We start from the raw sequence: 25,984 nt of genomic DNA, 5'->3' as shown, positions 1-25,984 counted from the left end.
TGTAGCGCCGCTGATGTGCCCCGCTCATGGGCCGCGAACGTGCTGCTCAGGCGTCGCGCAGCGACTGCAGCGCGGGCCGCGCCAGCACGTGACGCAAGCTCAGCCAGCCGCCCACCCCCGCGCAAGCAATCCCTGCCGCGATGCCGGCCGGCAGCAGCCATGGGTCGAAGTTCAGGTAGAAGAAAAACACCCGGGTGGCCAGTTGCCAGCCGATCACCTGCGCACCCACCGCGGCCATCAGCCCAGCCAGCGCCCCCACCGCAACGAACTCCGCCACCTGCACGGCGCGCACTTGCTGGTGCGAGGCGCCGAGCGCGCGCAGCAGCGCGGATTCTCGCATACGCTCGTCACGCGTGCCGGCGAGAGCCGCGTACAGCACCAGCACGCCGGCTGCGAGCGTGAAGGCAAACAGGAACTGCACCGCGCCGATCACCTGCTCGAGCATGCGCTGCATCTGCGCGAGAATCGGGCCGACGTCGATCACGGTGAGGTTCGGATAGGCGGCGATCAAGCCGTCGATGGTCGTGCTCTTCTGCGGCGGCAGGTGAAAACTCGTGATGAAGCTGGCCGGGAAATCCTGCAGCGCGGCGGGCGGCATCAGCACGAAAAAGTTGACCTTGAACGAACCCCAGTCGAGCTTGCGCACGCTGGTCACGGGCGCGTCGATCTGCAAGCCGGTCACGTCGAAGCGCAGCGTGTCGCCGGGCTTCACATGAACCAGTTTGGCGAGACCTTCCTCGATCGAGATCTGCGGCGTCTTCGTATCGCCGTACCAGTCGCCCGCCACGATGCGGTTGTCATCGGGCAGGCTCGTCGTATAAGACAGGTTGAATTCGCGGTCGACAAGGCGCTTCGCGTCGTCGCTCTTGTACTGGTCGGGATTGACGGGCTTGCCGTTGATGGAGAGCAGGCGGGCGCGCACCATCGGCGCGAGCGCGACGTCCGGCACGCCGTGGGTCGTCAGGTACTGCGTGACGCCCGCGCGCTGATCAGGCTGGATGTCGATGATGAACTGGTTCGGCGCATCGGGCGGCGTCGATTTACGCCAGCCGTCCACCAGATCGTTGCGGGTCATCGCGATCAGCAACAGGCACATCAGGCCGATCCCGAGCGCGGTGATCTGCAGCGCGCTCGCGCTGCTGCGCCGCTCGAGCGAAGCCAACGCGTAACGCCAGCCAATGCCCAGATTGAAGCGCTCGCTGCGCACGATGCGCGAGCCGCCCCACAGCGCGACCCGGGCGAGCGCGGCGAACACCAGCATCCCGCCGGCAAAGCCGCCGGCCACGATTCCGCCCAGTTTCAGTTCGCCGGCTGCCACGATCAGAAGCCCCGCGAACAGCACGATCCCAAGAGCGTACGCGGCCCAGGCCGTGCGCGCTTCGTCGCCCCACTCGCGGCGCAGCACACGGACCGGCGGCACGCGCGTCAACGGCAACAGCGGCGGCAAGGCGAAACCCAGCAGCAGCACCAGTCCGGCCGCGATGCCTTCGAGCGCGGGCCACACCGTGGGGTACGGCAGCACCACGTCGATCAGGTTGCCGAGCCAGCTCAGCAAGGCCAGATGGCCGGCATAGCCGAGCAGCACGCCGAGCGCTCCGCCAATCAGACCCAGGCCAACGAACTCCAGCAGGAACAGCGAACGCAGCGTGCGCTGGCTGACGCCCAGACAGCGCATCGCCGCACAGCCGTCCAGATGGCGTCGCATGTAGCGGTGGGCCGCCATCGCAATCGCGACGGCCGCCAGCATCGCCGTCAGCAGCGAGACGAGCGTCAGGAAATGTCCGGCCCGGTCGAGCGTCTCGCGCACCTGCGGCTGGCCGTCCTTCAGCGATTCGAGCGCGACGCCGCGCATCTTGCCGTCGTCGACGCGGGCGTGCGCGAAGGCGGCGAACTTCTCGACCGGCGCGCGGGGACCGGCCACCAGCAGCCGGTAGGTGACGCGGCTGCCGAACACGATCAGGCCGGTCGAAGCGACTTCGTCTTCACGCAGCATCAGACGCGGCGAGAAATTGACGAAACCGAAGCCTCGATCCAGTTCGCGCGTGATGATCGCACCGACCGTGAACGCGCGGTTGCCGACCTTCACGCTATCGCCGACATGCACTTTCAGCGCATCGAGCAGCGCCTGGTCCACCCAGACCGTGCCGGGTGCGGGAATGCCCTGGGCCGGATGATCGGGTGCGCCGGGCGCCGTCGTGATGCGCAACGCCCCGCGCAGCGGATACGCCGGCGACACCGCCTTGAGCGCAGCCAGCCGCGAGACCGGCTGCGCGCTGGTGCTGCTGATCATGCTGGGGAAGATGGCGGTGGTCGCCATTTGCAGACCGAGCGCTTTGGCTTCGGCGCTGAATTGCGGATCGACGGGGTGATCGGCGCGCACGATGAAATCGGCGCCGATCATACGCCGGGCATCCCGTTCGAGCCCCTGATGCAGGCGGTCGGCGAGGAAACCGACGCTCGAAAGAGCGGCCACCGCCAGCACCAGCGCGAGCAGCAGCATCGTCAGTTCGCCGGCGCGCCAGTCGCGCCCGGCCATGCGCGCCGCCTGACGGAACAGATCGGCCCAGCTAAAACGCCGCTTCGGCGCAACCCGCCCAACCGGCATTGCCGGCGCCGACGAAACCCTTACCTGATCGCTCAATCGTGCCGGCTCCTGACGAGACGCGAGACCATGTGCGTCGCCATGCCCCGAAAGCCGCCCTGCACGCCGCGCCACAGACGCGGCAGCGCCCAGCTCGCGAGCACGAGAAAGCCGACCAGCAGCAGCAGGAACAGCACGGGCACGAAGAGCGCCAGCAGCAGGCCGCCGAACACGAGTCCATCCTCGGCCGTCGAGGTGACCACATTCGACACCGGTTCAGGCGACAGATTGATCAGTGCACGCGTGCCGGCCTTGGCCAGATGCGCGGTGCCGGCCAGCGTGCCGCCTGCGAGCGCGGCCACGGTCAGGAGCGCCGGATCGGCATGGCCGAGCGCACCGGCGGCCAGCACGGCGCCGGCGGGAATACGGATAAAGGTATGGATGGCGTCCCACAGCGAATCGAACGCAGGAATCTTGTCGGCCAGAAATTCGGTCACGGTCAGCGCGCCGGCGACCCCGATCACCCACGGCGAAGCGAGCACGGACAAGGTATCGGGCAAGTGGATCAGGCCGAGTCGCGCAAACACGCCGGCGACCAGGACCGTGAGATAGAGGCGCAGGCCGCTGCCCCAGGACAGGCCCGCTGCAAGCGAAAGTGGTTCAAGCATGGCCGCCTCCAGGCGCGCTGCGCGTGCCGCGCGCTTCGACCTTCGGAGCACGCCCCTGCGCCGAAGCCGCCAGACCCGCGCCAAGCCGGACGCGGGACAAGTTCAAATTGAGATTGACTTGATTATAGCCACGTTAATTCGCAGACCGCAGAGCAGACTGCAATTTGAGGCTCTAATACGCCAATGACGTCAGTGGCCGGAAGAAAGTTTCAGTCCGATCAGGCCGACCACGATCAGCGCCGCGCTCGCCACCCGCGCCGCCGTCAACGCTTCACCCATTATGACGATGCCAAAAATAAACGCGCCCACTGCGCCGATCCCGGTCCAGACGGCGTAGGCGGTGCCGAGCGGCAACTGGCGCATCGCCATGGCGAGCAGCACGAAGCTGCCGAGCGCGGTCACCACGGTGAACACGGACGGCCACAGACGGGTAAAGCCTTCGGAAGTTTTGAGACCGGCGGCCCACGCGACTTCGAGCAAACCGGCAATCAGCAGAAGAATCCAGGACATGAGACGACTCCATGGGTTAGATGGGGCCGTCCCCGTTCGATGCGAATGCGTAAGGTCGTCCTTACGTTCTGTAATTATATCAAGATAAGGCGGTGCTCAGGACGCCCCGACCAGCCGGTATCCAACCCCCGTTTCGGTCACGATATGCTCCGGCTGCGCCGGATCGCGTTCCAGCTTCTGCCGCAAATGCGCCATGTAGATGCGCAGGTAGTGGTGACTTTCCACATGCGACGGTCCCCACACGTCGCGCAGCAACTGGCGGTGTGTCAGCACGCGGCCCGCATGCCGCACGAGGGTGGCGAGCAGCCGGTACTCGATCGGCGTCAGATGGACCGGCGCGCCCTCGCGGCTCACCTGGCGCAGCGCCAGGTCGACCGTCACCGCGCCGAAATGCACCTGCGGCGATTCGTTGGCGCCACCCTGGTTGCGGCGGCGCATGTGGGCGCGAATCCGCGCCATCAATTCCGAGACGCCGAACGGCTTGGTCAGGTAGTCGTCGGCGCCGGCGTCGAGCGCGGCCACCTTCTCGGTCTCCTGGGTACGCGCCGACAGCACGATGACCGGCAGATCGCTCCAGCCGCGCAGTTCGCGGATCACGTCGAGTCCGTCGGTGTCGGGCAAGCCCAGATCGACGATCACGAGATCGGGTTTGCGGGTGGCGGCTTCGACGAGCCCCTGCTTGCCGGTCTCGGCGTCGTGGACGACGATGCCCTCGCCTTCCAGCGAGGCACGCACGAAACGGCGAATCTGTTTTTCGTCTTCGATCAGGACGACGGTGATGCTCGGGTCACTCATGGATGGGCTTCGAAGTCTGCTTAGGGGACAACTCGGGTGTCGAATCAAGTGACGACTCAGGCGCCAGCTTAGGTGACAATTCGGGCGACGTCTCAGGGATCAAGCCGGGCACCGCCGCGCCAGCCGGTTCATCCTGCGCGGCGACGGGAGCAGCAACTGCACGCGCTTCATGCGGACCATGCGGCAGCATCTCGTCTGCATCATCGATCTCGGACTCGTCTTCCAGCACTTCAGGCGCGGGCGGCGGGGTTTCCACCGGCAGGTCGAACCAGAAGCGCGCGCCCTCGACATGGCCGTCGCGCGTCATCCGGTTCAGTGCGCCAATGGTACCGCCATGCGCTTCGACAATGGCGCGGCAAATCGCGAGGCCCAAACCGATACCCGGCTTGGCCGACTCTTTCTCGCCCCGGGTAAATTTCTCGAACACCCGCGCTTCCATGCCGACCGGCAGCCCCGGACCGGTATCGTCGACGGTGACACGCACGAACGGCTTGCCGTCCTCCTCGATCACCTCCGCACCGATCGTGAGCGGCGTATCGGCCGGCGTGTACTTGGCCGCGTTCTCGAACAGGTTCGAGAAGAGCCGCTCCATCAGCACCGCGTCGAGTTGCAGCAGCGGCAAGTCAGGCGACAGTTTCACCTGCACCGGATGCTGGGCAAGCACCCGCCGGCAGGCGCGCAGCGCGGCGCCCACCGTCTCCTCGAGCAGCGACCACTGGCGGTTCAGTTGCAGGCCGCCGGCCTGCAGGCGCGCCATGTCGAGCAGGTTGGTGACGATGCCGGTCATGCGCAGCGCCTCTTCGTGGATCGCCTCGACGAGATCGTCGCCGGGCTGCTTGACCGCCTGGCCTTCGCGGCTCTGCGCGAGCATCGACGAGAAGCCCACAATCGTCGTGAGCGGCGTGCGCAGGTCATGCGAAATCGCCGACAGCAGCGAATTGCGCAAGCGCTCCGACTCCATGTTGACGAGTGCGTCGCGCGCGATGTCGACGTAGTGCACCCGCTCCACGGCAAGCGCAATCTGGGCGGCAAACGCGTCGAGCATGCGCTGCTGCTCCGGCACGTCGAGTTCGTGCTTGTCGCGCATCACCACCGCCAGCACGCCGCGCGTGCGCATCGGCGCCTTCAGCGGCAGATACAGCGCCGCGGCGGCAGGCAGCGTGTCGGTACCATGGCCGGCCGGCTTCTGCTGGTCGTAGACCCATTGGCCCACGTCGATATCGAGCGCTTCGCCTTCCAGCGTGATCGCCGCGTCCGGGTCCTCGATCTTCTGCTTCACCTGATCCGCGCTATCCGGCAGCAGGATCGCCACGCGCGCGCCGAACACCTCGCTCACATGACGGCTGCCGATACCGACGATCTGTTCCATCGTCAACGCCGCGGCCAGTTCGCGCGCCATCGCATACATCGCGCCGGTGCGCTGCTCGCGGCGCCGCGCCACGCTCGCCTCGCGGCGCAGGCTTGAGGTCAGATGGCTGATCACGAGCGAGGTGAGCAGCATGCTGAAGAAGGTCAACAGATACTGCGTGTCCGACACCGAGAACGACATGCGCGGCGGCACGAAGAAGTAATCGAAGGCCGCCACGCTCACAAACGACTGCACCACCCCCGGTCCGCGCCCCAGCTTCACGGCGGTGAAAATCACCCCGAGCAGGTACAGCATCACCAGGTTGGTCAGATCGATATGGGCGAACAACTGGCTGGCCACCACCGTGATGCCCAGGCAGATGGTCAGCGCCCAGCCGTATGCGCCCGGCGGCGAGCGGCGTTCGCGCGCCGCGGTCAGCGCCTCGCGCCAGGCGTTCGCGCCTTCGTCGCGGGTGGTGCGGCGCTCGAGGCCGTCGCGCTCCGAGGTCGCGCGAATCAAGGTCAGATCGAGGTCGCCCGCGCGTTCGGCGATGCGGTCGCCGAGCGGGCGGCGCAGCAGGCGCGCGAGGCCGGTGCGGGACGAAGCGCCCGCCACCAGCTTCGAGACGTTGCGCACCCGGGCGTAGCCGATCAGCGCCGCGACGGCGTCGGCGCCCGCCAGCGTAGCCGTTTCCGCACCGAGTTCGGCCGCGAGCCGCAAGGCATTCAGCGTGCGCTCGCGGCGCGCGTCGGGCAGGCGTTGCAGCTTCGGCGTTTCGACATACACCGCGAGCCAGTCGGCTTTCAGGCTGGCGGCAAGACGTGCCGCCGCACGCACCAGGATCGGCGCTTCCGGACCCGGCCCGATGCAGACCAGCAAGCGCTCGCGCGCCTGCCAGATGCGCTGGATCGAACGGTCGGCGCGGTACTCGCGCATCTGCGCATCGACGCGGTCGGCGGTGCGGCGCAACGCCAGCTCGCGCAGCGCGATCAGGTTGCCCTTGCGAAAGAAGTTGCGTACCGCGCGCTCGGCCTGCTGCGCCATGTAGACCTTGCCGTCGCGCATGCGATCGAGCAGTTCCTCGGCCGGCAAGTCGACCAGCGTGACTTCGTCGGCGCGATCGAACACGCGGTCAGGCACGGTCTCCCACACGCGGATGCCGGTGATCTGCCCGACCACGTCGTTGAGGCTCTCGAGGTGCTGGACGTTGACTGTGGTGTAGACGTCGATGCCCGCATCGAGCAGCTCGTAGACGTCCTGCCAGCGCTTCAGATGGCGTGCGCCCTGCACGTTCGAATGCGCGAGTTCGTCGACGAGGATCAGTTGCGGCTTGCGGGCCAAGGCGGCGTCGAGATCGAACTCGGCAAGCTTGCGGCCACGGTATTCGAAATGCGCGAGCGGCAGCACATCGAGACCTTCGAGCAGCGCCGCGGTTTCGCTGCGGCCGTGTGTCTCGGCAATCCCGACCACCACATCCACGCCTTCGTCGCTGCGCCGCCTGGCGGCCTGCAGCATCGCGTACGTCTTGCCCACTCCGGCCGACGCACCGAAGAATATCTTCAGCTTGCCGCGCTGGCGTTTTTCTTCGTCGCGTTGCAGCTTGTCGAGCAACTCGTCTGGATCGGGTCGATTCATGCGTTGTGGTTAAGATTCTGTTCGATGTCAGCCTCAGTGGGACCACGAGACTGCATCTGGTACATGGTGGCACGGTAGCGGCTGCGCCGCAAATGGCAGCCACCGCGATGGCGGTCACCGCAAACGGTGGCCCGCGCAACACCGCGTCACAAATGGCAAGGACGGCGCCACCCCGGGCGCCGTCCTTGCCCTCCCTCACTCGCCTAGCCTTGATGCGCGGCGTCGAGTGTGAGATTCAGTTGCAACACGTTGACGCGTGCTTCACCGAACACGCCGAACTGACGACCGCTCGTGTAGCGGTCGACCAGCGCCTGCACATCATTCGGCGACATCTTGCGCGCCTTGGCCACGCGTTCGACCTGGTAAGCCGCCGCAGCCGGGGTGATCTCCGGATCGAGGCCGCTAGCCGACGAGGTCACGAGGTCGACCGGCACCGGCTTCGACATGTCGGTACCCGCCGCCTTCAACGCATCGATACGGCCTTTGATTTCATCGGCCAGTGCCGGGTTGGTCGGCCCGAGGTTCGAGCCGCCCGAGTTCGCGGCGTTGTACGGATTCGGGCTGGTGGCCGACAAACGACCCCAGAAGTACTGCGGCGCGTCGAACTGCTGGCCGATCAGCTTCGAGCCGACCGCCTTGCCGTTCTGTTCGATGATGCTGCCGTTGGCCTGATCGTGGAACGCGGTCTGGCCGACGGCCGTTATCACGGCCGGATAAGCGAGTCCTGTGATGGCTGCCAGTACGGCAAAGATCACGATAAGCGGACGAAAAAGTTTCATGATTGGCAATCCTTTTAGACGCGTCCGGCAGGCAACGCTGCCGGACGCAGCCTGTTAAACCCAGCCGAACGCGGCCAGCACCATGTCGATCAGCTTGATGCCGATAAACGGCACGATGATCCCGCCGAGGCCATACACCAGCAGATTGCGGCGCAGCAGGATCGAGGCGCCGAGCGGCCGGTACTTCACGCCCTTCAGGGCCAGCGGAATCAGCAGCACGATGATCAGTGCGTTGAAGATCACCGCCGACATGATCGCCGAGGCCGGCGTCGCCAGATGCATCACGTTCAGCGCGTTCAGGGCCGGATACGTCGTAGCGAACGCAGCCGGAATGATCGCGAAGTACTTGGCGACGTCGTTGGCGATCGAGAAGGTCGTGAGCGAGCCGCGCGTCATCAGCATCTGCTTGCCGATCTCGACGATCTCGATCAGCTTGGTCGGGTTCGAATCGAGGTCGACCATGTTGCCGGCTTCCTTCGCCGCCTGCGTGCCGGTGTTCATCGCCACGGCCACGTCGGCTTGCGCCAGCGCCGGTGCGTCGTTGGTGCCGTCACCGGTCATCGCCACCAGACGGCCTTCGGCCTGGTGGCCGCGGATCGTCGTCAGCTTGGCTTCCGGGGTGGCTTCCGCGAGGAAGTCGTCCACGCCGGCTTCCGCTGCAATCGCGGCTGCCGTGAGGCGGTTGTCGCCGGTCACCATGATGGTCTTGATGCCCATCTTGCGCAGTTCTGCGAAACGTTCCTTGATGCCGCCCTTGACGATGTCCTTCAGTTCGATCACGCCAAGCACGCGTGCGCCCTGCTCGCCCTTCTCGGCTACCACCAGCGGTGTGCTGCCGCGACGCGCCACTTCGGTGACGGCGTTGTTCACTTCCGCCGGATAGCGGCCACCGTTCGCTTCGACGTAGTGCTTGACCGCATCGGCGGCGCCCTTGCGGATCTCGCGGCCCGGAAGGTCCACGCCACTCATCCGCGTTTGGGCGGTGAAGGCGAGGAAGACTGCGTGCAGCGAAGCCATGTCGCGAGCACGGATGTTGAAGCGCTGCTTGGCGAGCACCACGATACTGCGGCCTTCCGGCGTTTCGTCCGACAGCGACGACAGTTGCGCGGCATCGGCGAGCATTTCTTCGGTCACGCCCGGCGCCGGCACGAACATCGAAGCCTGGCGGTTACCGAGCGTGATCGTGCCGGTCTTGTCGAGCAGCAGCACGTCGACGTCGCCGGCCGCTTCCACTGCGCGGCCCGAGGTCGCAATTACGTTGGCCTGCATCATGCGGCTCATCCCCGCCACGCCGATGGCCGACAGCAGGCCGCCGATGGTGGTCGGAATCAGGCACACCAGCAGCGCCACCAGCGCGGTGATCGTCACCACGTGACCGGCCTTGGCCGCTTCGACGGAGAAGATCGAGAACGGCAGCAGCGTCGCGGTAGCGAGCAGCATCACGATCGTCAGCGCAACCAGCAGGATCGTCAGCGCGATTTCGTTCGGCGTCTTCTGACGCTTCGCGCCTTCGACCATCGCAATCATGCGGTCGAGGAACGCTTCGCCCGGATTGGCCGTCACGCGCACCACGATCCAGTCCGACAGCACGCGCGTGCCGCCGGTCACCGAAGAAAAGTCGCCACCCGATTCGCGGATCACCGGTGCGGATTCGCCGGTGATGGCCGACTCGTCCACCGACGCGACGCCGTCGATCACTTCGCCGTCGGCCGGGATCACGTCGCCGGTCTCGACCAGCACGACGTCGCCCTTGCGCAGATCGGTCGCCGTCATGATGCGGATCGGCGCCTTCGGATGCGGCTCGTTGAGCTTCTTGGCCATCACGTCTTTCTTCGCACTGCGCAGCGACGCAGCCTGGGCCTTGGAGCGGCCTTCAGCGAGCGCTTCCGCGAAGTTGGCGAACAGCACGGTGAACCACAGCCACAGCGTGACCGCGAGGATGAACCCCGCAGGCGCTTCGGCCTGGCCGCCCAGCGCGGCGATCCACAGGATCGTCGTGAGGATGCTGCCGACGTACACGCAGAACATCACCGGGTTACGGAACTGCGTGCGTGGTGTGAGTTTCTTGAATGAGTCCACGATCGCCGGACGCACTAGCGCCGGATCGAACATGGACCGCGTTGCATTATGTTCAGTCATTGAATCCTCGTTTTTCCCGAATCGCCCGTCTCAGTTGCCAGGCATCAATGGCCGGCGATCATCATCAGATGTTCGACGCCGGGGCCGAGAGCGAGCGCAGGCACGTACGTCAGTGCGCCGACGAGCAGCACGGTGCCGAGCAGCAGCACGACAAACAGCGGACCATGCGTGGGCAGCGTGCCGCCGGTGACGGCCAGGCGCTTCTTGCCTGCCAGCGAGCCGGCGATCGCCAGCACCGGCACGATCGTGCCGAAACGGCCAAACCACATCGCAATCGCGGTCAACCAGTTGTAGAACGGCGTGCTCACCGTCAGACCGGCAAACGCACTACCGTTGTTGTTCGCAGCCGAGCTGAATGCGTAGAGAATTTCCGAGAAGCCGTGCGCACCGGGGTTGGCGATACCCGCCTTGCCCGCATCGGTCAGCACCGCAATCGAGGTACCCACGAGCACCAGCAGCGGCGTGAGCAGCACCACGATCGACACCATCTTCATCTCATACGCTTCGATCTTCTTGCCGACGTATTCCGGCGTGCGGCCGATCATCAGGCCGGCCACAAACACGGCGAGCAGCGCGAACACGAGCATCCCGTACATGCCGGAGCCCACCCCGCCGAAGATCACTTCGCCCAACTGGATCAGCAGCATCGGGTAGAGGCCGCCGAGCGGGGTCAGCGAATCGTGCATCGCATCGACTGCACCGCACGAAGCCGCCGTCGTGGCGACCGTGAAGATCCCCGTCTGGGCGATCCCGAAGCGGGTTTCCTTGCCTTCCATGTTGCCGCCCGGCTGCAGTGCACCGGCGGACTGGTCGACGTGCAGCGCGGTCAAGGTCGGGTTACCGGCTTGCTCGGCGTTGATTTCGCCCACCACGCACGCGGTGAACGCAATCGTCATCACAGCGAGGACCGCGATACCCTGCTTGTTGTCCGCAATCATCCGCCCGAACACCAGGCATAGCGATGCCGGAATGATCAGGATCGAGAGAATCTGCAGGAAGTTGCTGAACGGCGTCGGGTTCTCGTACGGGTGTGCCGAGTTGGCGTTGAAGAAGCCGCCACCATTGGTGCCGAGCATCTTGATCGCTTCCTGCGACGCCACCGGGCCCATCGCGATGGTCTGCGTCGTCACCTTGGTGTCGACCGTCACCGCGTTACCCTTCGCATCCTTCACCGGGTTGCCTTGCGCATCGAGCTTCGGCGCCGCATAGGTCGTGGTTTGCAGCGTCGGCACGTCCTGATACGACTTGAAGTTCTGAATCACGCCCTGGCTCATCAGCAAGGCGGCGATGATGGCGGCCATCGGCACCAGCACATACAGCGTCGCACGCGTAATGTCGACCCAGAAGTTGCCGATGGTCTGCGCCGAATGGCGCGCGAAGCCACGGATCAACGCGACCACGACTGCGATCGCGGTAGCGGCGGACAGGAAGTTCTGCACCGTGAAGCCGAGCATCTGCGCCAGATAGCCGGTGGTCTGTTCAGGCGTGTAATCCTGCCAGTTCGTGTTGGTCACGAAGCTCACAGCGGTATTGAAGGCGCTGTCCACCGACATCGGACCGAATTGCTGCGGATTGCCAGGCAGCCAGCCTTGAATACGCAACAGCAGGTACAGGAACAGCGTGCCGAGCACGTTCAACGCGATCGTAGCAATCGCGTAGTGCTTCCAGCCCATCTCGGCCGACGCATCGACGCCCGCGATGCGATAGAGGAGCCGCTCGAGCGGCCCACCGAAGCGGACTACCCGGGAGGTGCCGTCCATCACACGCGTGATATAGCGCGAGACCGGCACGGCGAGCGCAAGCAGCACGACCACATAAATGACCGTCTGCAGGACATTGTTGGCGTTCATTCAATGTCCTCCGCGCGCAGCAGCGCATAGACGAGGTAGGCGAACAGCAGCGCGGTAGCCGCGCCCGATAACCACAGAATCCAGCTCATGAGCGCGCTCCCTGGCCACGCCGGAACTGCATCAACTTCTCGCAGCCGGCAATCAAAGCAAAGGTCAGCGCGGCAAAAAGCACTATCCCCCCGACGTACAGCACATCCATTTTGTGTTCTCCAGTTGCGGACTTTGGATGGGTAGAACGTTATGCCGAACTGCGTAAAGGCCTGGTCAAAGATGGCAAGGACGATATAAAAAACGCGTAAACGAAAAAGGCCGCTCCGCATGGTGCGGAACGGCCTCAGGCTTGTCAGGGCTGGCGTGGCGGGAAACGACGGGGAACCGCGCCGGCCCTGGTGCAGCGCGGAATTTTTATGGATCCGCTATGGCGCGATTACGGCAACAGGATCGTCGAACCGGTGGTGCGGCGCGCTTCGAGTTCGGTATGCGCGCGGGCCACATCGGCGAGCGCGTAGCGCTGGTTGATGCTGGTCCTGACCTTGCCCGAGACCAGCATCTCGAACAGTTCCGCCGCCATCGCTTCGTAGTCGCTGCGTTTGGCGATATAGGTAAACAGCGTCGGCCGGGTGAAGAACAGCGAGCCGCGTCCGGCGAACTCGGAGGAATCGAGCGGCGGAAGCGGGCCCGATGCGTTGCCGAAGCTCACGAACATGCCGAGCGGCGCGAGGCAGTCGAGCGAGGCCGTAAACGTGTCCTTGCCGATCGAGTCGTACACCACCGGCACGCCGGCGCCGTTGGTGATCTCGCGGACGCGCTTGGTGAAATTCTCGCGGGTGTAGACGATCGTATGGTCGCAGCCATGCGCCTTGGCGATTTCCGCCTTCTCGTCCGAACCGACCGTGCCGATCACCGTGGCGCCGAGCGCCTTGGCCCACTGACAGGCCAGCAGGCCGACGCCGCCGGCCGCGGCCTGGATCAGGATCGTGTCGCCCGCTTTCACCGGGTAGGTCCGGCGCAGCAGATACTGCGCGGTCAGCCCCTGCAGCATCGCCGAAGCGGCGTCTTCGTAGCTCACTGCATCGGGCAGTCTGACGACCTGGGCGGCCGACAGCACGCGTTCCTGGCTATAGGCGCCGGGCGGGCGCGCCACATAGGCGACGCGCTCGCCCACCTGCAGGCCGGTGACGCCCGCACCGACCGCCGTGACCTCGCCGGCCGCTTCCATGCCCAGTCCTCCCGGCAGCGGCTGCTTGTACAGGCCGGTGCGGAAATAGACGTCGATGTAGTTCAGCCCCACCGCATGCTGCTTGACACGGATCTCGCCGTTGCCCGGCTCGCCTGTGTCCACGTCGACCCACTTCATCACCTCGGGGTCGCCGGTCTTGTCGTAACGAATTGCCTTGACCATCACGTCTCCTCTCCTCTCCTCTTGTCCGATGCGTTATTGCGTTATTGCCTGAATTTGCGTGGTTCACTCCGGGCGCGGCGCAGAGCCGGCTCATGCTTTCTCCGCGAACCTCAGCGTCAGCACTTCGAGAATCATCCGTGCGGTCGAGATGTTGGTCGCACACGGCACGTTATGCACGTCGCATGCGCGCACCAGCGCGTTGATGTCCGGTTCATGCGGCTGCGGCGTCATCGGGTCGCGCAGGAAGATCACCATATCGACGTGACCTTCGGCGAGTTGCGCGCCGATCTGCAGGTCGCCGCCGTGCGGGCCGGAGAGCATGCGTTCGACGTTCAGCCCATGCGCTTGCGCAATTCGCGAGCCGGTCGTGCCGGTGGCGACGATGTCGCAACGCCTGAGCGTATCGGCGTATTCGCCGGCGAGCCGGACGATGTCGTCCTTCTTATGATCGTGCGCGATCAGCGCGATGCGGGTGGTCATTGACGTAAGACTCCAGATATCTGAGATGTTGTTGTGGTTATCGGGATGATGCCGCAGCCGAACGGTGCGTTCAGAACGTTCCAGGATAAGCGCCGCCGTCGATCAGCCAGTTCTGCCCGGTGATGTATCCGGCATGCGCGCTGCACAGAAACGCGCAAGCGCGGCCGAATTCATCGCGGTTGCCGAAGCGGCCCGCCGGAATCGTCGCCATGCGCCGCTTGCGCGCTTCGTCGACGGAGATCTGCTGCGCCTTGGCCTGAGCGTCGAAGGTCGTGGCGATGCGGTCGGTGTCGAACAGTCCGGGCAGCAGGTTGTTGACCGTCACGCCCTCGCGCGCCACCTTGCGGGCAAGGCCCGCGACAAAACCGGTCAGTCCCGAGCGCGCGCCGTTCGAGAGGCCCAGCACGTCGATCGGCGCTTTCACCGCCGAACTGGTGATATTGACGATCCGGCCGAACCCTTGCGCGCTCATGTGATCGATGGTCGAGCGGATCAGCTCGATCGGCGTCAGCATGTTGGCTTCGAGCGCGCGGATCCAGTCGTCATGGGTGAAGTTGCGGAAGTCGCCCGGCGGCGGCCCGCCCGCGTTGTTGACGAGGATGTCGGGTTGCGGACAGGCGGCGAGCGCCGCCGCACGGCCTTCCGGCGTGGTGATGTCGCAGGCCACGGTCTTGACCTCGACGCCGCTTTGCGCGCGGATCGCGGCGGCGGTCGCTTCGAGCGTCTCAGCCGTGCGCGCGACGATCACCAGATTCACGCCCTCGGCGGCCAGCGCCTCCGCGCAGCCGCGGCCCAGCCCCTTGCTCGCCGCGCAGACCAGTGCGGTGCGTCCTGCGATTCCCATGTCCATGTGTTTGTCCTTGGTTTGTCATTTCCTGTTGCGACCGTGCTCGCGCTGGCCCGGAGTGGCCCGCGCGAACCATTTCCCCCGATTCTAGAAGAATCGGTGCCCGATTGCCGCCGGCCTCGCCGCAATCTCCGGTATCTTCGGGCGGCACTTTCGGTAAACTTGCAGCCGTGGCGCACCTGCCTGCCGGTTGTTCCGGCCGGGCGGGCCGCCGACCGATTCCTCTTGCCGCCGCTCGCGACCCCGCCATGACACAGGACAGCCGTTTCCCCAATCTTTTCATCCTCGATCACCCGCTGATCCAGCACAAGCTGTCGCATATGCGCGACCGGGACACCTCGACGCGCACGTTCCGCGAACTGCTGCGCGAGATCACGCTGCTGATGGGCTATGAAATCACCCGCAACCTGCCGATGACCACGCGCCGCGTCACCACCCCGCTCGTCGAGATCGACGCGCCGGTGATCGCCGGCAAGAAACTGGCGATCGTGCCGGTGCTGCGGGCCGGCGTCGGCATGTCGGACGGGCTGCTCGAGCTGATTCCGTCGGCGCGCGTCGGTCATATCGGCGTGTACCGCGCGGACGACCACCGGCCGGTCGAGTATCTGGTGCGGTTGCCGGACCTGGAAGATCGCATCTTCATCCTGTGCGATCCGATGGTGGCGACCGGCTACTCGGCGGTGCACGCGGTGGACGTCCTCAAGCGCCGCGGCGTGCCGGGCGAAAACATCCTGTTCCTCGCGCTGGTGGCCGCCCCGGAGGGCGTCCAGGTGTTCCAGGACGCGCATCCGGACGTCAAACTGTACGTGGCGTCGCTCGATTCGCATCTGAACGATCACGCGTATATCGTGCCGGGCCTCGGCGATGCCGGCGACCGGCTGTTCGGAACCAAGAACTGAGATTGCGGGGCGCTGCGGCGCATGAAAACCGCGCCGCAGCGCCGACAGACACGTTCTTTCCCCGTCCCACCCCACTGCTGCGGCCCCGCGGCATGATAAAATTCGCATCCGCTCATCGAGCGGCTCAACTTGCACAATCGCCCGGCGCATCGCGCCTTTGCGGGGCCGCGCAAGCCGGCATGGCGCTTTTCGCGCGCAGGCGCCGGCAGCGCTCCCCCGCCCCAACCGCGCGGCAGGCGCGCCGTTGGCGGTCAGCAGTCCGCGGGACCCAGTCCAGACCGGTCCGGTCCCGATTGCCGGGCGCTACAGGTTCAAGGTGGGAACGGTCTAACACCGCAGTCCGATATCGCGGTCTGACATCGAGGCGCGCCTTCTCAAGCGCCCGACATCGCAACGACAATTACACTATGCGTGCGCCCCACTGGCGCGCGCGATGGAGAAAGGTATGGCGGGTCATTCGAAATGGGCCAACATCAAGCATAAAAAAGCAGCGGCCGATGCCAAGCGCGGCAAGGTCTGGACACGGCTCATCAAGGAAATTCAGGTAGCCGCCCGCATGGGCGGAGGCGATATCGACTCGAACCCGCGTCTGCGGCTCGCCGTCGAAAAGGCGTATGACGCCAATATGCCGAAGGACAACGTCAACCGCGCGATCCAGCGTGGCGTGGGCGGCGTCGACGGCGCAAGCTACGAAGAAATCCGCTACGAAGGCTACGGCATCGGCGGCGCCGCGGTGATCGTCGACACGATGACGGACAACCGCACCCGCACCGTTGCCGAAGTGCGTCACGCGTTCTCGAAGAACGGCGGCAACATGGGCACGGACGGCTCGGTGTCGTTCATGTTCGATCACGTCGGCCAGTTCCTGTTTGCGCCGGGCACGGCGGAAGACAAGCTGATGGAAGCGGCGCTCGAAGCCGGCGCCGACGACGTGGTGACGAACGAGGACGGCAGTATCGAAGTGCTCTGCCCGCCGAACGATTTCCCGAAGGTGAAGTCCGCGCTCGAGGCCGCCGGTTTCAAGGCGGAACTGGCTGAGGTGACGATGAAACCTCAGACGGAAGTGGAATTCACCGGCGACGACGCGGTGAAGATGCAAAAGCTGCTCGACGCGCTCGAAAATCTGGACGACGTGCAGGAAGTCTATACAAACGCTGCCATCGCCGACCAGTAAGCCGCGCGGGCGCGCCCAAGGGGCAGCGCCCGCAGGCCCTCGCGGCGGTAGCGCGTCGCTTGCATGCGGTCCGTTGCAAGTGCGCTTGCAAATGGCTGTCGTCACTGCTTTGCCACTGCTTTTTGCAAACCTGAGGCCCGTCGGCCGTTTTCTGGTGCCGGCGTCGCAGGTTAGCCGTTCGCCTTGTGCGAACCTTGCGGATATTCACGGCTCGCGCTCACGCGCCGGCCGTTCATGGTTTTTAAGTCTTCGGGGAATCACATGAAGTTACTCGTCGTCGGTTCCGGCGGTCGCGAACACGCGCTCGCATGGAAGCTCGCGCAATCGCCGCGGGTCCAGCTCGTCTACGTGGCTCCAGGCAACGGCGGCACCGCCCAGGACGAGCGTCTGCGCAATGTCGACATCACCGAGCCGGCTGCGCTCGCCGATTTCGTCGAGAAAGAACAGATCGCCTTCACGCTGGTCGGGCCGGAAGCGCCGCTCGCCGCCGGCATCGTCAACCTGTTCCGCTCGCGCGGCCTGAAAATTTTCGGGCCCACGAAGGAAGCTGCGCAGCTCGAAAGCTCGAAAGACTTCGCCAAGGCGTTCATGAAGCGTCATGCGATTCCGACCGCCGAATACGAAACCTTCGCCGACGTCGCCGCGGCGCACGCTTATCTCGACGCCAAGGGCGCGCCGATCGTCATCAAGGCCGACGGCCTCGCCGCCGGCAAGGGCGTGGTGGTCGCGCAGACGCTCGCGGAAGCGCATGCCGCCGTGGACATGATGCTGTCGGACAACAAGCTCGGCGACGCCGGCGCGCGCGTCGTGATCGAGGAATTCCTCGCCGGCGAAGAAGCGAGCTTCATCGTGATGGTGGACGGCAAGCACGTGCTGCCGCTCGCCTCGAGCCAGGATCACAAGCGTCTCCTGGACGACGATCAGGGCCCGAACACAGGCGGCATGGGCGCCTATTCGCCCGCGCCGATCGTCACGCCGCAACTGCACGCCCGCGTGATGCGCGAGATCATCCTGCCGACCGTGCAAGGCATGGAGAAGGAAGGCATCCGCTACACCGGTTTCCTGTATGCGGGCCTGATGATCGACGCGCATGGCAACCCCAAAACGCTCGAGTTCAACTGCCGTATGGGCGACCCCGAGACGCAGCCGATCATGGCGCGCCTGAAAGGCGACTACTCGAAGGTGGTGGAACAGGCGATTGCCGGCACGCTCGATACGATCGAACTGGAGTGGGACCGCCGCACCGCGCTCGGCGTCGTGCTGGCCGCGCACAACTATCCGGACAGCCCGCGCAAAGGCGACCGGATCAGCGATATTCCGGCCGAGACTGACGATTCGGTGACGTTCCATGCCGGCACCACGCTGGCCGACGGCAAGCTGACCACGTCGGGCGGCCGTGTGCTGTGCGTGGTCGGGCTGGCGGATTCGGTGCGCAGCGCGCAATCTGTGGCGTACGAGACCATCAACCAGATCTCGTTCGACGGCATGCAGTATCGCCACGACATCGGCTACCGGGCACTGAACCGCAAACATAGCTGAAACCGAGCAACCCCGATGAACCCGCGGCGCGCCCGGCGCGCCGCCCTTGGCACACCATTCATGACCGCTTCGAACTACGACGTACAGGCTGTACGTAGCTGGCTGCAAGGCCTGCAAACGCGCATCGCCGACACGCTCGGCGCGTTCGACGGCACCCCGTTCGCCACCGACGCCTGGCAACGCGCCCCCGGCGAGAAGCTGCGCGGCGGCGGCACCACGCGGATGCTGGAGGGCGGCCAGTTCTTCGAGCGCGCCGGCATCGGCTTTTCCGATGTTGCCGGCGACGCGCTGCCGGGCTCGGCGAGCGCCGCTCGCCCGCAGCTCGCCGGACGCGGCTTCGAGGCGATGGGCGTGTCGCTCGTGCTGCACCCGCACAATCCGTATTGTCCGACGGTGCATATGAACGTGCGCCTCCTGATCGCCACCAAGGCGGGCGAAGCGCCGGTGTTCTGGTTCGGCGGCGGCATGGATCTGACGCCGTACTACGGCTTCGAGGAAGACGCGCAGCATTTCCACCGGGTCTGCCGCGACGCGCTACAACCATATGGCGCCGAACTGTATCCGCGCTTCAAGCGCTGGTGCGACGAGTATTTCTTTCTCAAGCACCGCAACGAGCCGCGCGGCATCGGCGGGATTTTCTTCGACGACTTCTCGGAGCCGGGCTTCGAGCAATCGTTCGCGATGCTGAAAAGCGTCGGCGACGCGTTCCTCACAGCCTACCTGCCGATCATCGAAAAACGCCGCGCCATCCCGTACGGCGAGGCCGAACGCGATTTTCAGGCGTACCGGCGCGGCCGCTACGTCGAGTTCAACCTGGTCTTCGACCGTGGCACACTGTTTGGGCTGCAGAGCGGCGGACGCACGGAGTCGATCCTGATGTCGATGCCGCCTGTGGTGAACTGGCGCTACAACTGGCAGCCGCAGCCGGGCACGCCCGAAGCACGCCTTTACAGCGATTTTCTCGTGCCGCGCGAGTGGGTCTGAAGGCACGCAAGGCTCCGCCGGCCTCGCCGGCAAGCTAACCGAGCCGCCCGCTGGCGCCGTCACACAAAGGATTCTCACCTGAACGCGAACGCTCACCCCGTTGCCCTGCCTCGCCGGATCGGCTTGCTGGGCGGCACTTTCGACCCGATCCACGACGGCCATCTGGCGCTTGCGCGCCGTTTCGCCGAGGTGCTAAACCTGACCGAGCTGGTGCTGCTGCCGGCCGGCCAGCCCTGGCAAAAGCCGGACGTCTCAGCGGCCGCCGACCGCCTCGCGATGACCCGCGCCGCGGCCGGCTCGCTGGAACTGCCGGGCGTGAAGGTGAGCGTCGCCACCGACGAGATCGAACACGACGGCCCCACCTACACGGTCGAGACGCTGCAACGCTGGCGCGAACGCGAGGGTGCGCAGGTCTCGCTCTCGATGCTGATCGGCGCCGACCAGCTCGTGCATCTGGACACGTGGCGCGAATGGCGCCGTTTGTTCGAGTTCGCGCATATCTGCGCGGCAACCCGACCCGGCTTCGAGCTCGCCACGATCGCGCCGGCCGTCGCCGCCGAGATTGCCGTACGCGAGGCCGATGCCGACGTGCTGCAAGCAACACCCTGTGGTCATCTGCTGATCGATACCACGCTGGCCTTCGACGTTTCGGCCACCGATATCCGCGCGCATCTGCGCGAACGTCTGGTCCAGCATGCCGGCGGCCAGCAACAGAACGAGGCCGCGAGCCATGTCCCCGCTGCGGTGTGGGACTATATTCTTCAACATCATCTGTACCACCGGTAACCTTATGGATATTCGTAAACTGCAACGCGCGATCGTCGACGCCCTCGAAGACGTGAAAGCGCAAGACATCAAGGTGTTCAACACCAGCCACCTGACCGGACTGTTCGATCGCGTGATCGTCGCCTCCGGCACCTCGAATCGCCAGACCAAGGCGCTCGCCTCCAGCGTGCGCGAAAAGGTCAAGGAATCGGGCGGCGAAATCATCAGCACGGAAGGTGAAGACGTGGGCGAATGGGTGCTGGTCGATTGCGGCGACGCGGTCGTGCACATCCTGCAACCGGCGCTGCGCCAGTACTACAACCTCGAAGAAATCTGGGGCGACAAGCCGGTGCGGATCAAGCTGACGAGCCCAAGCCCGTTTGGCGGCGCCCGTGCCAGCGAGCCGCTCGACGAGGATGAGGAAGACGAAGAACCGGCCGCCAAGCCCGCCCGCAAGACGCCCGCGCGCCGTCGTTAAGCGCGTGAGCGGTTTACCGTACGCAACGTTGATCGATCGTCCGCGACTGCATCCGTGATGAAGCTGCATATCCTCGCCGTCGGCCACAAGATGCCGGACTGGATCGCCACCGGCTTCGACGAGTACGCCAGGCGCATGCCGCCCGAGCTGCGCATCGAACTGCGCGAGATCAAGCCCGAGCAGCGTTCGTCGGGGCGGCCGGCCGAGAGCGTGATGGCGGCCGAGCGCCTGAAGATCGAAGCCGCATTGCCGAAGAACGCGCGCATCGTCGCGCTCGACGAACGCGGCAAGGACTGGACCACCATGCAGCTTGCCGCCGCCCTGCCCGGCTGGCAGCAGGACGGGCGCGACGTGGCATTCCTGATCGGCGGGGCCGACGGGCTCGACCCCGACCTCAAGGCGCGCGCCGACATGCTGCTGCGCGTCTCCAGCCTGACTCTGCCGCACGCCATGGTGCGCGTGCTGCTTGCCGAACAGCTTTACCGCGCGTGGACCATCACGCAAAATCACCCCTATCACCGCGTGTGAACGCGCGACGACGCTGAAATCCCGAACGCCTGCGGCCGCCCGGCGCCGCAGCGCGCCTTTTGCGCGCGTCATGCGCACGCATCCTTCACGCAACACGCCTTACGAGATCCTTTATGGCTACGCCCGCTGCTGCACTGCATCCGTTCGTCTACCTCGCCTCCCAAAGTCCGCGCCGCCGGGAACTGTTGCAACAGCTCGGCGTACGCTATGAACTGCTGCTGCCGCGCGCCGACGAAGACGCCGAAGCGCTCGAAGCCGAATTGCCCGGCGAGCTCGCGCACGACTATGTGGTACGGGTGTGCGAAGCCAAGGCGCAGGCGGCGCGTGCACGGCTCGTCGCCGGCGGCCATATGGAGGCGCCCATCCTCGTTGCGGACACAACCGTCACGATCGATGACGCGATCCTCGGCAAGCCCACCGACGCCGACGACGCCCTCGCGATGCTCACGCGCCTCGCCGGACGCGAACACGAAGTGCTGACGGCGCTCACGGTGGTCAAGGCCGATGGCGAGTTGCTGCCCACCGCCCTGTCGGTGTCGCGAGTGCGTTTTGCTGCAGTGCAAGCGAGCGCCCTGCAACGCTATGTCGCAAGCGGCGAGCCGCTCGGCAAGGCAGGCGCCTATGGCGTGCAAGGGCGCGCCGCGGAGTTTATCGAGCGTATCGAGGGGTCCTATTCAGGTATCATGGGTTTGCCTCTTTTTGAAACCGCTGCACTCCTGCGTGCAGCGCGCCTCGACTTCTAGAACAACACCATGAATGAAGAAATCCTGATCAATGTCACGCCGCAGGAAACGCGCGTCGCGCTGGTCCAGCAGGGCGCCGTCCAGGAACTTCACGTCGAACGCACCCTGTCGCGTGGGCGCGTCGGCAACGTCTATCTCGGCAAGGTGGTTCGCGTGTTGCCGGGCATGCAGTCGGCCTTTATCGATATCGGCCTCGAGCGCGCCGCGTTCCTGCACGTCGCCGATATCTGGCACCCGCGTCTTGCGGGAGAGCCGCAACACCAGGCAACCCATCAGCCGATCGAAAAGACTGTCTTCGAAGGTCAGACCTTGATGGTCCAGGTCGTCAAAGACCCGATCGGCACCAAGGGCGCGCGGCTGTCCACCCAGGTGAGCATCGCGGGACGCACGCTGGTTTATCTGCCGCAGGAACCGCACATCGGCATTTCGCAGAAGATCGAAAGCGAAGCCGAGCGCGAAGCGATCCGCGCACGCCTGACTGCCGTGCTGCCCGCGGACGAGAAAGGCGGCTACATCGTGCGCACGATCGCCGAGGATGCCACGAGCGAAGAGCTGGCCGGCGACGTGGCCTATCTGCGCAAGACGTGGGCGACCATCGTCTCGCAGGGCCAGCGCATGCCGCCCACCAGCCTGCTCTACCAGGACCTGAATCTGGCGCAACGCGTGCTGCGCGATTTCGTCAATGACGAGACCACGCGCATCCAGGTCGACTCGCGCGAGACCTTCCAGATGCTGTCCGATTTCGCGACGGAGTTTACGCCCGCGGTGTCGTCGAAGCTGCATCACTACACCGGCGAGCGGCCGCTGTTCGATCTGTACAACATCGAGACCGAGATTCAGCGGGCCTTGTCGCGGCGCGTCGATCTGAAGTCGGGCGGATACCTCGTCATCGACCAGACCGAAGCGATGACGACCATCGACGTCAACACCGGCGGCTATGTCGGTGCGCGCAATTTCGACGATACGATCTTCAAGACCAACCTCGAAGCGGCGCACACGATTGCCCGGCAGTTGCGGCTGCGCAATCTGGGCGGCGTGATCATCATCGACTTCATCGATATGGAAAACACCGAGCATCGCGACCAGGTGCTCGGCGAGTTGAAGAAGGCCTTGTCACGCGATCGCACGCGGGTGACCGTGAATGGTTTCTCGCAGCTTGGGCTAGTGGAGATGACGCGCAAGCGCACCCGTGAATCGCTCGCGCACGTGCTGTGCGAACCTTGCCCCGTGTGTCAGGGCAAGGGGCAGGTGAAGACGGCGCGCACCGTGTGCTACGACGTGCTGCGCGAGATTCTGCGCGAGTCGCGCCAGTTCAATCCGCGCGAGTTCCGCGTGGTGGCTTCGCAGCAGGTGATCGATCTGTTCCTCGAAGAGGAGTCGCAGCATCTGGCGATGCTGATCGATTTCATCGGCAAGCCGGTGTCGTTGCAGGTGGAGTCGAATTTGAGCCAGGAGCAGTACGATATCGTGTTGATGTAGGTCTTGTCGCACCACATGGCCTGGACGCGCAGAGGGTCTGCCTGGAGTAGCAGACCACTGCGATCAAGATCGAGAGATAACCGACCGTCTAACGCTCCGGTTTAACGCCACGCGTCGAAACCGCTCTTTCTTGTGCTCTTCTTCGAAGTGCGCAAGAGACGGCTTGACCAGATCGCTTCGCGAGACGATCCCCACCAGCCGCAAAGTCTTTCTGTCAGCCACCACAGGCAAACGTTCAAGACCATGCACCGCGAGCCGCGTGGCAACCAGCCTGCAGGTTTCATCAGGCAAGGCGACAACCAGCGCACTGCCGCTCAACACGTCAGCCAGGCGCGAGCCGGATGCCAGAGCGTTCCCTTCGTCACGAAAGCGTTCGAGCGCGGCGCGATCGACCATGCCGGTCACCACGCCATCCTTGACCGCCGGATAGCCCCGATGCGTTTGCGTGGCGCCAAAGAAGGTCGTCAGCGCCTCACCAACTGACAGGTCGGCGTCGATGGTCTCGACCGAACGGGACATCACTTCTTCGACGTAATGGCGTTCGAGCGGATCGACACCATACTCGCGGTAAATGTGATACCCACGACGGGCGATCTTTTCCGTCATGATGGAGCGACGCATGACCACCGTCGCAAAGCCGTGCGCCACCAGCGTAGCGGCAAGGAGCGGCAACAAAGCGTTGCTATCGTGCGTGAGACCAAATGCAAAGACGATTGCCGTGAGCGGCGCGCCGAGCGTTGCACCCAGCGTTGCCGCCATGCAAACGAGGGGCCACAGCGCCGGCTCGCCGCCTGGCAGCACGTGGCTGAGCACGGTGCCAAGCCCTGCTCCCAACATAAGCAGCGGAGCGAGCACCCCGCCCGACGTACCGGAGCCCAGCGCGACCACCCAGATAACTGCCTTCACAATCAGGATCGCGGCAGCGGCTTGCAACAGGATATGCTGGTGCAGCAAGTCGCCGATCACGTCATAACCTACGCCGAGCGCGCGCGGTTCAATCAATCCGCCAATCCCCACAACCAGGCCGCCAAGCGCGGGCCACCACATCCAGTGAATCGGCAGCTTGCCGAACAGATCTTCCGTCTTGTACAACGCAGCGGACAGGCCGGAAGCCAATGCGCCGCTCAGCAGGCCGGCAATCACGCACGACACGAGCGACAGCGCGTCAGGCGGCGCGGTTTCGAGCGGAAACAGCGGCCCTGTGCCGAAGAAGGCCGCGCGCGCAAAGCCCGCAACCGCACAGGCCAATGCGACCGGCAAGAAGCTGCGCGGCCGCCATTCGAACAGCAGCAACTCAACCGCCAGCAGCACCGCCGCCACGGGCGTACCGAAGACGGCCGTCATGCCCGCAGCCGCGCCGGCTACCAGCAGCGTCTTGCGTTCCGCCGAGGTGAGCTTCACGCACTGCGCGATCAGCGAACCGAGCGCACCGCCGGTCATGATGATCGGGCCTTCGGCGCCAAACGGTCCCCCGCTTCCGATCACAATGCCGGACGACAGCGGCTTGAGAATCGCGACTTTCGGTGACATGCGGCTCTTGCCGAACAGGATGGCTTCGATCGCTTCGGGGATACCGTGGCCGCGAATTTTCTCCGAACCGTAGCGCGCCATGAGACCCACGATCAGGCCACCCGCAACCGGTATCAGGATCACCCAGGCACCGAGTGTGTTCAGTGCCGGCGATCGATCCGCGAAAGAAAACGCACCGAAGAAAAACAGGTTCGTGAACAGATGGATCAGGCTGAGCAGCACGAATGCCGCGAGCGTGCTGAGCGCACCGATTCCTGCCGCAAGCAGGGAGATGCCGGGAAGCCGTGCGTTAGACGAAAAGTCGCGCTTATGCGTGTTGTGATTCATGGTTGGTCAACATCGATCTGGGGAACGTTAAAGGCGCCTTCGAGAGACTTCAGTTCGGCACGGTGCATCTCGGCAAGACGGGAGAGCACCTGCTCGCCCGTTTTCAGCAGATGAACCTCGACCTGGCGGCGGTCGGTGTCACTGATCTTGCGCCGGACGAGATCAAGCGCCTCGCAACGGGACACCAGCGCGACCACACCGTGATGCTGCGACTGGAGCCGTTCGGCGAGTTCGCCGATGGTCGCCCACTCGCGGTCCGGATATCCCTTGATGTGCAGCAGCAACAGATACTGCAAAGGTGTAATGCCTTCACCCTGCGCGGCCTGCTCGGAAAAGCGTTCGAAACGTCGCATCTGATAGCGAAACTCGGACAGTTGCTCGAAGTCCGCCTTGGTCAAGCCGCGCGTGAGTGTTTTCATCAGGATTCCGTCACGATGGGGAAATTCCAACTATATCACTTTGTGATATTTATGCCCGCATTCAGCCGTAGCAACAGAGACAGCG

General features: G+C 65.0%; 24 protein-coding genes. 9 read left to right on the top strand and 15 right to left on the bottom strand.

Annotated elements, in window-relative coordinates:
• Positions 1-46 precede the first annotated feature (46 nt).
• From AC1ECK_RS27675 to AC1ECK_RS27615, 13 genes are all read right to left on the bottom strand, one after another.
• Positions 47-2,605 carry an ABC transporter permease gene (locus AC1ECK_RS27675; RefSeq protein ID WP_480324986.1) on the bottom strand — a complete coding sequence of 853 codons (2,559 nt, stop codon included), beginning with the start codon at positions 2,603-2,605 and terminating at the stop codon, positions 47-49.
• A 32-nt stretch (positions 2,606-2,637) separates the two neighbouring features.
• Positions 2,638-3,249 carry a DUF4126 domain-containing protein gene (locus AC1ECK_RS27670; protein WP_480324868.1) on the bottom strand — a complete coding sequence of 204 codons (612 nt, stop codon included), beginning with the start codon at positions 3,247-3,249 and terminating at the stop codon, positions 2,638-2,640.
• 189 nt (positions 3,250-3,438) lie between these two features.
• A complete protein-coding gene (sugE, locus tag AC1ECK_RS27665) occupies positions 3,439-3,759 on the bottom strand; it encodes a quaternary ammonium compound efflux SMR transporter SugE (RefSeq protein WP_074301897.1) in 321 nt (106 codons plus the stop codon).
• Between the two features lie 96 nt (positions 3,760-3,855).
• Positions 3,856-4,554 (bottom strand): two-component system response regulator KdpE, encoded by a 699-nt coding sequence (gene kdpE / locus AC1ECK_RS27660; protein WP_480324866.1) that lies wholly within the window; start codon positions 4,552-4,554, stop codon positions 3,856-3,858.
• Positions 4,547-7,537: a DUF4118 domain-containing protein gene (locus tag AC1ECK_RS27655; RefSeq protein ID WP_480324864.1), complete on the bottom strand. Its 2,991-nt coding sequence runs from the start codon at positions 7,535-7,537 to the stop codon at positions 4,547-4,549. Before AC1ECK_RS27655 ends, kdpE begins: the two co-directional genes overlap by 8 nt.
• Positions 7,538-7,740: 203 nt before the next feature.
• The gene (gene kdpC / locus AC1ECK_RS27650; RefSeq protein ID WP_480324984.1) at positions 7,741-8,319 is read right to left on the bottom strand and encodes a potassium-transporting ATPase subunit KdpC; all 579 of its coding nucleotides are present in this window, start codon (positions 8,317-8,319) and stop codon (positions 7,741-7,743) included.
• Positions 8,320-8,370: 51 nt separating this feature from the next.
• Positions 8,371-10,455, bottom strand: coding sequence for a potassium-transporting ATPase subunit KdpB (kdpB, locus tag AC1ECK_RS27645; protein WP_480324862.1), 2,085 nt, complete (start codon positions 10,453-10,455; stop codon positions 8,371-8,373).
• Between the two features lie 44 nt (positions 10,456-10,499).
• The gene (gene kdpA, locus AC1ECK_RS27640; RefSeq protein ID WP_480324860.1) at positions 10,500-12,305 is read right to left on the bottom strand and encodes a potassium-transporting ATPase subunit KdpA; all 1,806 of its coding nucleotides are present in this window, start codon (positions 12,303-12,305) and stop codon (positions 10,500-10,502) included.
• Positions 12,302-12,394: a K(+)-transporting ATPase subunit F gene (gene kdpF, locus AC1ECK_RS27635; RefSeq protein ID WP_133660324.1), complete on the bottom strand. Its 93-nt coding sequence runs from the start codon at positions 12,392-12,394 to the stop codon at positions 12,302-12,304. Before kdpF ends, kdpA begins: the two co-directional genes overlap by 4 nt.
• Complete coding sequence (locus tag AC1ECK_RS27630; RefSeq protein ID WP_424067034.1) at positions 12,391-12,504, bottom strand: potassium ABC transporter ATPase; 114 nt, start codon at positions 12,502-12,504, stop codon at positions 12,391-12,393. The genes kdpF and AC1ECK_RS27630 overlap by 4 nt, the downstream gene beginning before the upstream one ends.
• Before the next feature lie 228 nt (positions 12,505-12,732).
• Positions 12,733-13,707, bottom strand: coding sequence for a quinone oxidoreductase family protein (locus AC1ECK_RS27625; RefSeq protein ID WP_480324857.1), 975 nt, complete (start codon positions 13,705-13,707; stop codon positions 12,733-12,735).
• Positions 13,708-13,797: 90 nt separating this feature from the next.
• A complete protein-coding gene (locus AC1ECK_RS27620; RefSeq protein ID WP_480324855.1) occupies positions 13,798-14,187 on the bottom strand; it encodes a methylglyoxal synthase in 390 nt (129 codons plus the stop codon).
• Positions 14,188-14,257: 70 nt separating this feature from the next.
• On the bottom strand, positions 14,258-15,037 hold the full coding sequence (locus tag AC1ECK_RS27615) for an SDR family oxidoreductase (RefSeq protein WP_480324853.1): 780 nt from the start codon (positions 15,035-15,037) through the stop codon (positions 14,258-14,260).
• Between the two features lie 245 nt (positions 15,038-15,282).
• Between AC1ECK_RS27615 and upp the strand changes: the two genes are divergently transcribed.
• From upp to rng, 9 genes are all read left to right on the top strand, one after another.
• Positions 15,283-15,933, top strand: coding sequence for a uracil phosphoribosyltransferase (upp, locus tag AC1ECK_RS27610; protein ID WP_480324851.1), 651 nt, complete (start codon positions 15,283-15,285; stop codon positions 15,931-15,933).
• A gap of 445 nt (positions 15,934-16,378) precedes the next feature.
• Positions 16,379-17,107: a YebC/PmpR family DNA-binding transcriptional regulator gene (locus tag AC1ECK_RS27605; RefSeq protein WP_480324849.1), complete on the top strand. Its 729-nt coding sequence runs from the start codon at positions 16,379-16,381 to the stop codon at positions 17,105-17,107.
• 261 nt (positions 17,108-17,368) lie between these two features.
• Positions 17,369-18,646 carry a phosphoribosylamine--glycine ligase gene (gene purD, locus AC1ECK_RS27600; protein WP_480324847.1) on the top strand — a complete coding sequence of 426 codons (1,278 nt, stop codon included), beginning with the start codon at positions 17,369-17,371 and terminating at the stop codon, positions 18,644-18,646.
• Positions 18,647-18,706: 60 nt separating this feature from the next.
• The gene (gene hemF / locus AC1ECK_RS27595) at positions 18,707-19,630 is read left to right on the top strand and encodes an oxygen-dependent coproporphyrinogen oxidase (protein ID WP_480324845.1); all 924 of its coding nucleotides are present in this window, start codon (positions 18,707-18,709) and stop codon (positions 19,628-19,630) included.
• Between the two features lie 78 nt (positions 19,631-19,708).
• Positions 19,709-20,416 (top strand): nicotinate-nucleotide adenylyltransferase, encoded by a 708-nt coding sequence (locus AC1ECK_RS27590; RefSeq protein ID WP_480324982.1) that lies wholly within the window; start codon positions 19,709-19,711, stop codon positions 20,414-20,416.
• Between the two features lie 4 nt (positions 20,417-20,420).
• Positions 20,421-20,873 carry a ribosome silencing factor gene (rsfS, locus tag AC1ECK_RS27585; protein WP_480324843.1) on the top strand — a complete coding sequence of 151 codons (453 nt, stop codon included), beginning with the start codon at positions 20,421-20,423 and terminating at the stop codon, positions 20,871-20,873.
• Positions 20,874-20,930: 57 nt separating this feature from the next.
• The gene (rlmH, locus tag AC1ECK_RS27580) at positions 20,931-21,401 is read left to right on the top strand and encodes a 23S rRNA (pseudouridine(1915)-N(3))-methyltransferase RlmH (RefSeq protein ID WP_480324841.1); all 471 of its coding nucleotides are present in this window, start codon (positions 20,931-20,933) and stop codon (positions 21,399-21,401) included.
• A 113-nt stretch (positions 21,402-21,514) separates the two neighbouring features.
• Positions 21,515-22,144, top strand: coding sequence for a Maf family protein (locus AC1ECK_RS27575; protein ID WP_480324839.1), 630 nt, complete (start codon positions 21,515-21,517; stop codon positions 22,142-22,144).
• A 9-nt stretch (positions 22,145-22,153) separates the two neighbouring features.
• On the top strand, positions 22,154-23,623 hold the full coding sequence (gene rng, locus AC1ECK_RS27570) for a ribonuclease G (protein ID WP_480324837.1): 1,470 nt from the start codon (positions 22,154-22,156) through the stop codon (positions 23,621-23,623).
• A 63-nt stretch (positions 23,624-23,686) separates the two neighbouring features.
• Here the strand turns inward: rng and AC1ECK_RS27565 are convergent, their stop codons facing one another.
• Both AC1ECK_RS27565 and AC1ECK_RS27560 read right to left on the bottom strand, forming a co-directional pair.
• Positions 23,687-25,480, bottom strand: a complete 1,794-nt coding sequence (locus AC1ECK_RS27565; protein ID WP_480324835.1) for a chloride channel protein — start codon at positions 25,478-25,480, stop codon at positions 23,687-23,689.
• Positions 25,477-25,899, bottom strand: a complete 423-nt coding sequence (locus tag AC1ECK_RS27560; RefSeq protein WP_480324833.1) for a MarR family winged helix-turn-helix transcriptional regulator — start codon at positions 25,897-25,899, stop codon at positions 25,477-25,479. The genes AC1ECK_RS27565 and AC1ECK_RS27560 overlap by 4 nt, the downstream gene beginning before the upstream one ends.
• Between the last annotated feature and the right edge of the window lie 85 nt (positions 25,900-25,984).

The sequence above is a fragment of the Paraburkholderia sp. SSBN10T genome (assembly GCF_056619545.1).
Note: the sequence above shows the minus strand (reverse complement) of the source record. Positions and strands in the feature narration are given on the sequence as shown.

Coding starts and splice junctions, on each gene's coding strand:
- AC1ECK_RS27630 (WP_424067034.1), bottom strand. CDS start 12,504: ATGGATGTGCTGTACGTCGGGGGGATAGTGCTTTTTGCCGCGCTGACC.
- rsfS (WP_480324843.1), top strand. CDS start 20,421: ATGGATATTCGTAAACTGCAACGCGCGATCGTCGACGCCCTCGAAGAC.
- AC1ECK_RS27620 (WP_480324855.1), bottom strand. CDS start 14,187: ATGACCACCCGCATCGCGCTGATCGCGCACGATCATAAGAAGGACGAC.
- hemF (WP_480324845.1), top strand. CDS start 18,707: ATGACCGCTTCGAACTACGACGTACAGGCTGTACGTAGCTGGCTGCAA.
- kdpE (WP_480324866.1), bottom strand. CDS start 4,554: ATGAGTGACCCGAGCATCACCGTCGTCCTGATCGAAGACGAAAAACAG.
- AC1ECK_RS27565 (WP_480324835.1), bottom strand. CDS start 25,480: ATGAATCACAACACGCATAAGCGCGACTTTTCGTCTAACGCACGGCTT.
- kdpA (WP_480324860.1), bottom strand. CDS start 12,305: ATGAACGCCAACAATGTCCTGCAGACGGTCATTTATGTGGTCGTGCTG.
- AC1ECK_RS27575 (WP_480324839.1), top strand. CDS start 21,515: ATGGCTACGCCCGCTGCTGCACTGCATCCGTTCGTCTACCTCGCCTCC.
- AC1ECK_RS27625 (WP_480324857.1), bottom strand. CDS start 13,707: ATGGTCAAGGCAATTCGTTACGACAAGACCGGCGACCCCGAGGTGATG.
- rlmH (WP_480324841.1), top strand. CDS start 20,931: ATGAAGCTGCATATCCTCGCCGTCGGCCACAAGATGCCGGACTGGATC.
- sugE (WP_074301897.1), bottom strand. CDS start 3,759: ATGTCCTGGATTCTTCTGCTGATTGCCGGTTTGCTCGAAGTCGCGTGG.
- AC1ECK_RS27605 (WP_480324849.1), top strand. CDS start 16,379: ATGGCGGGTCATTCGAAATGGGCCAACATCAAGCATAAAAAAGCAGCG.
- AC1ECK_RS27675 (WP_480324986.1), bottom strand. CDS start 2,605: ATGCCGGTTGGGCGGGTTGCGCCGAAGCGGCGTTTTAGCTGGGCCGAT.
- kdpB (WP_480324862.1), bottom strand. CDS start 10,455: ATGACTGAACATAATGCAACGCGGTCCATGTTCGATCCGGCGCTAGTG.
- kdpF (WP_133660324.1), bottom strand. CDS start 12,394: ATGAGCTGGATTCTGTGGTTATCGGGCGCGGCTACCGCGCTGCTGTTC.
- AC1ECK_RS27655 (WP_480324864.1), bottom strand. CDS start 7,537: ATGAATCGACCCGATCCAGACGAGTTGCTCGACAAGCTGCAACGCGAC.
- purD (WP_480324847.1), top strand. CDS start 17,369: ATGAAGTTACTCGTCGTCGGTTCCGGCGGTCGCGAACACGCGCTCGCA.
- AC1ECK_RS27615 (WP_480324853.1), bottom strand. CDS start 15,037: ATGGACATGGGAATCGCAGGACGCACCGCACTGGTCTGCGCGGCGAGC.
- upp (WP_480324851.1), top strand. CDS start 15,283: ATGACACAGGACAGCCGTTTCCCCAATCTTTTCATCCTCGATCACCCG.
- rng (WP_480324837.1), top strand. CDS start 22,154: ATGAATGAAGAAATCCTGATCAATGTCACGCCGCAGGAAACGCGCGTC.
- AC1ECK_RS27560 (WP_480324833.1), bottom strand. CDS start 25,899: ATGAAAACACTCACGCGCGGCTTGACCAAGGCGGACTTCGAGCAACTG.
- AC1ECK_RS27670 (WP_480324868.1), bottom strand. CDS start 3,249: ATGCTTGAACCACTTTCGCTTGCAGCGGGCCTGTCCTGGGGCAGCGGC.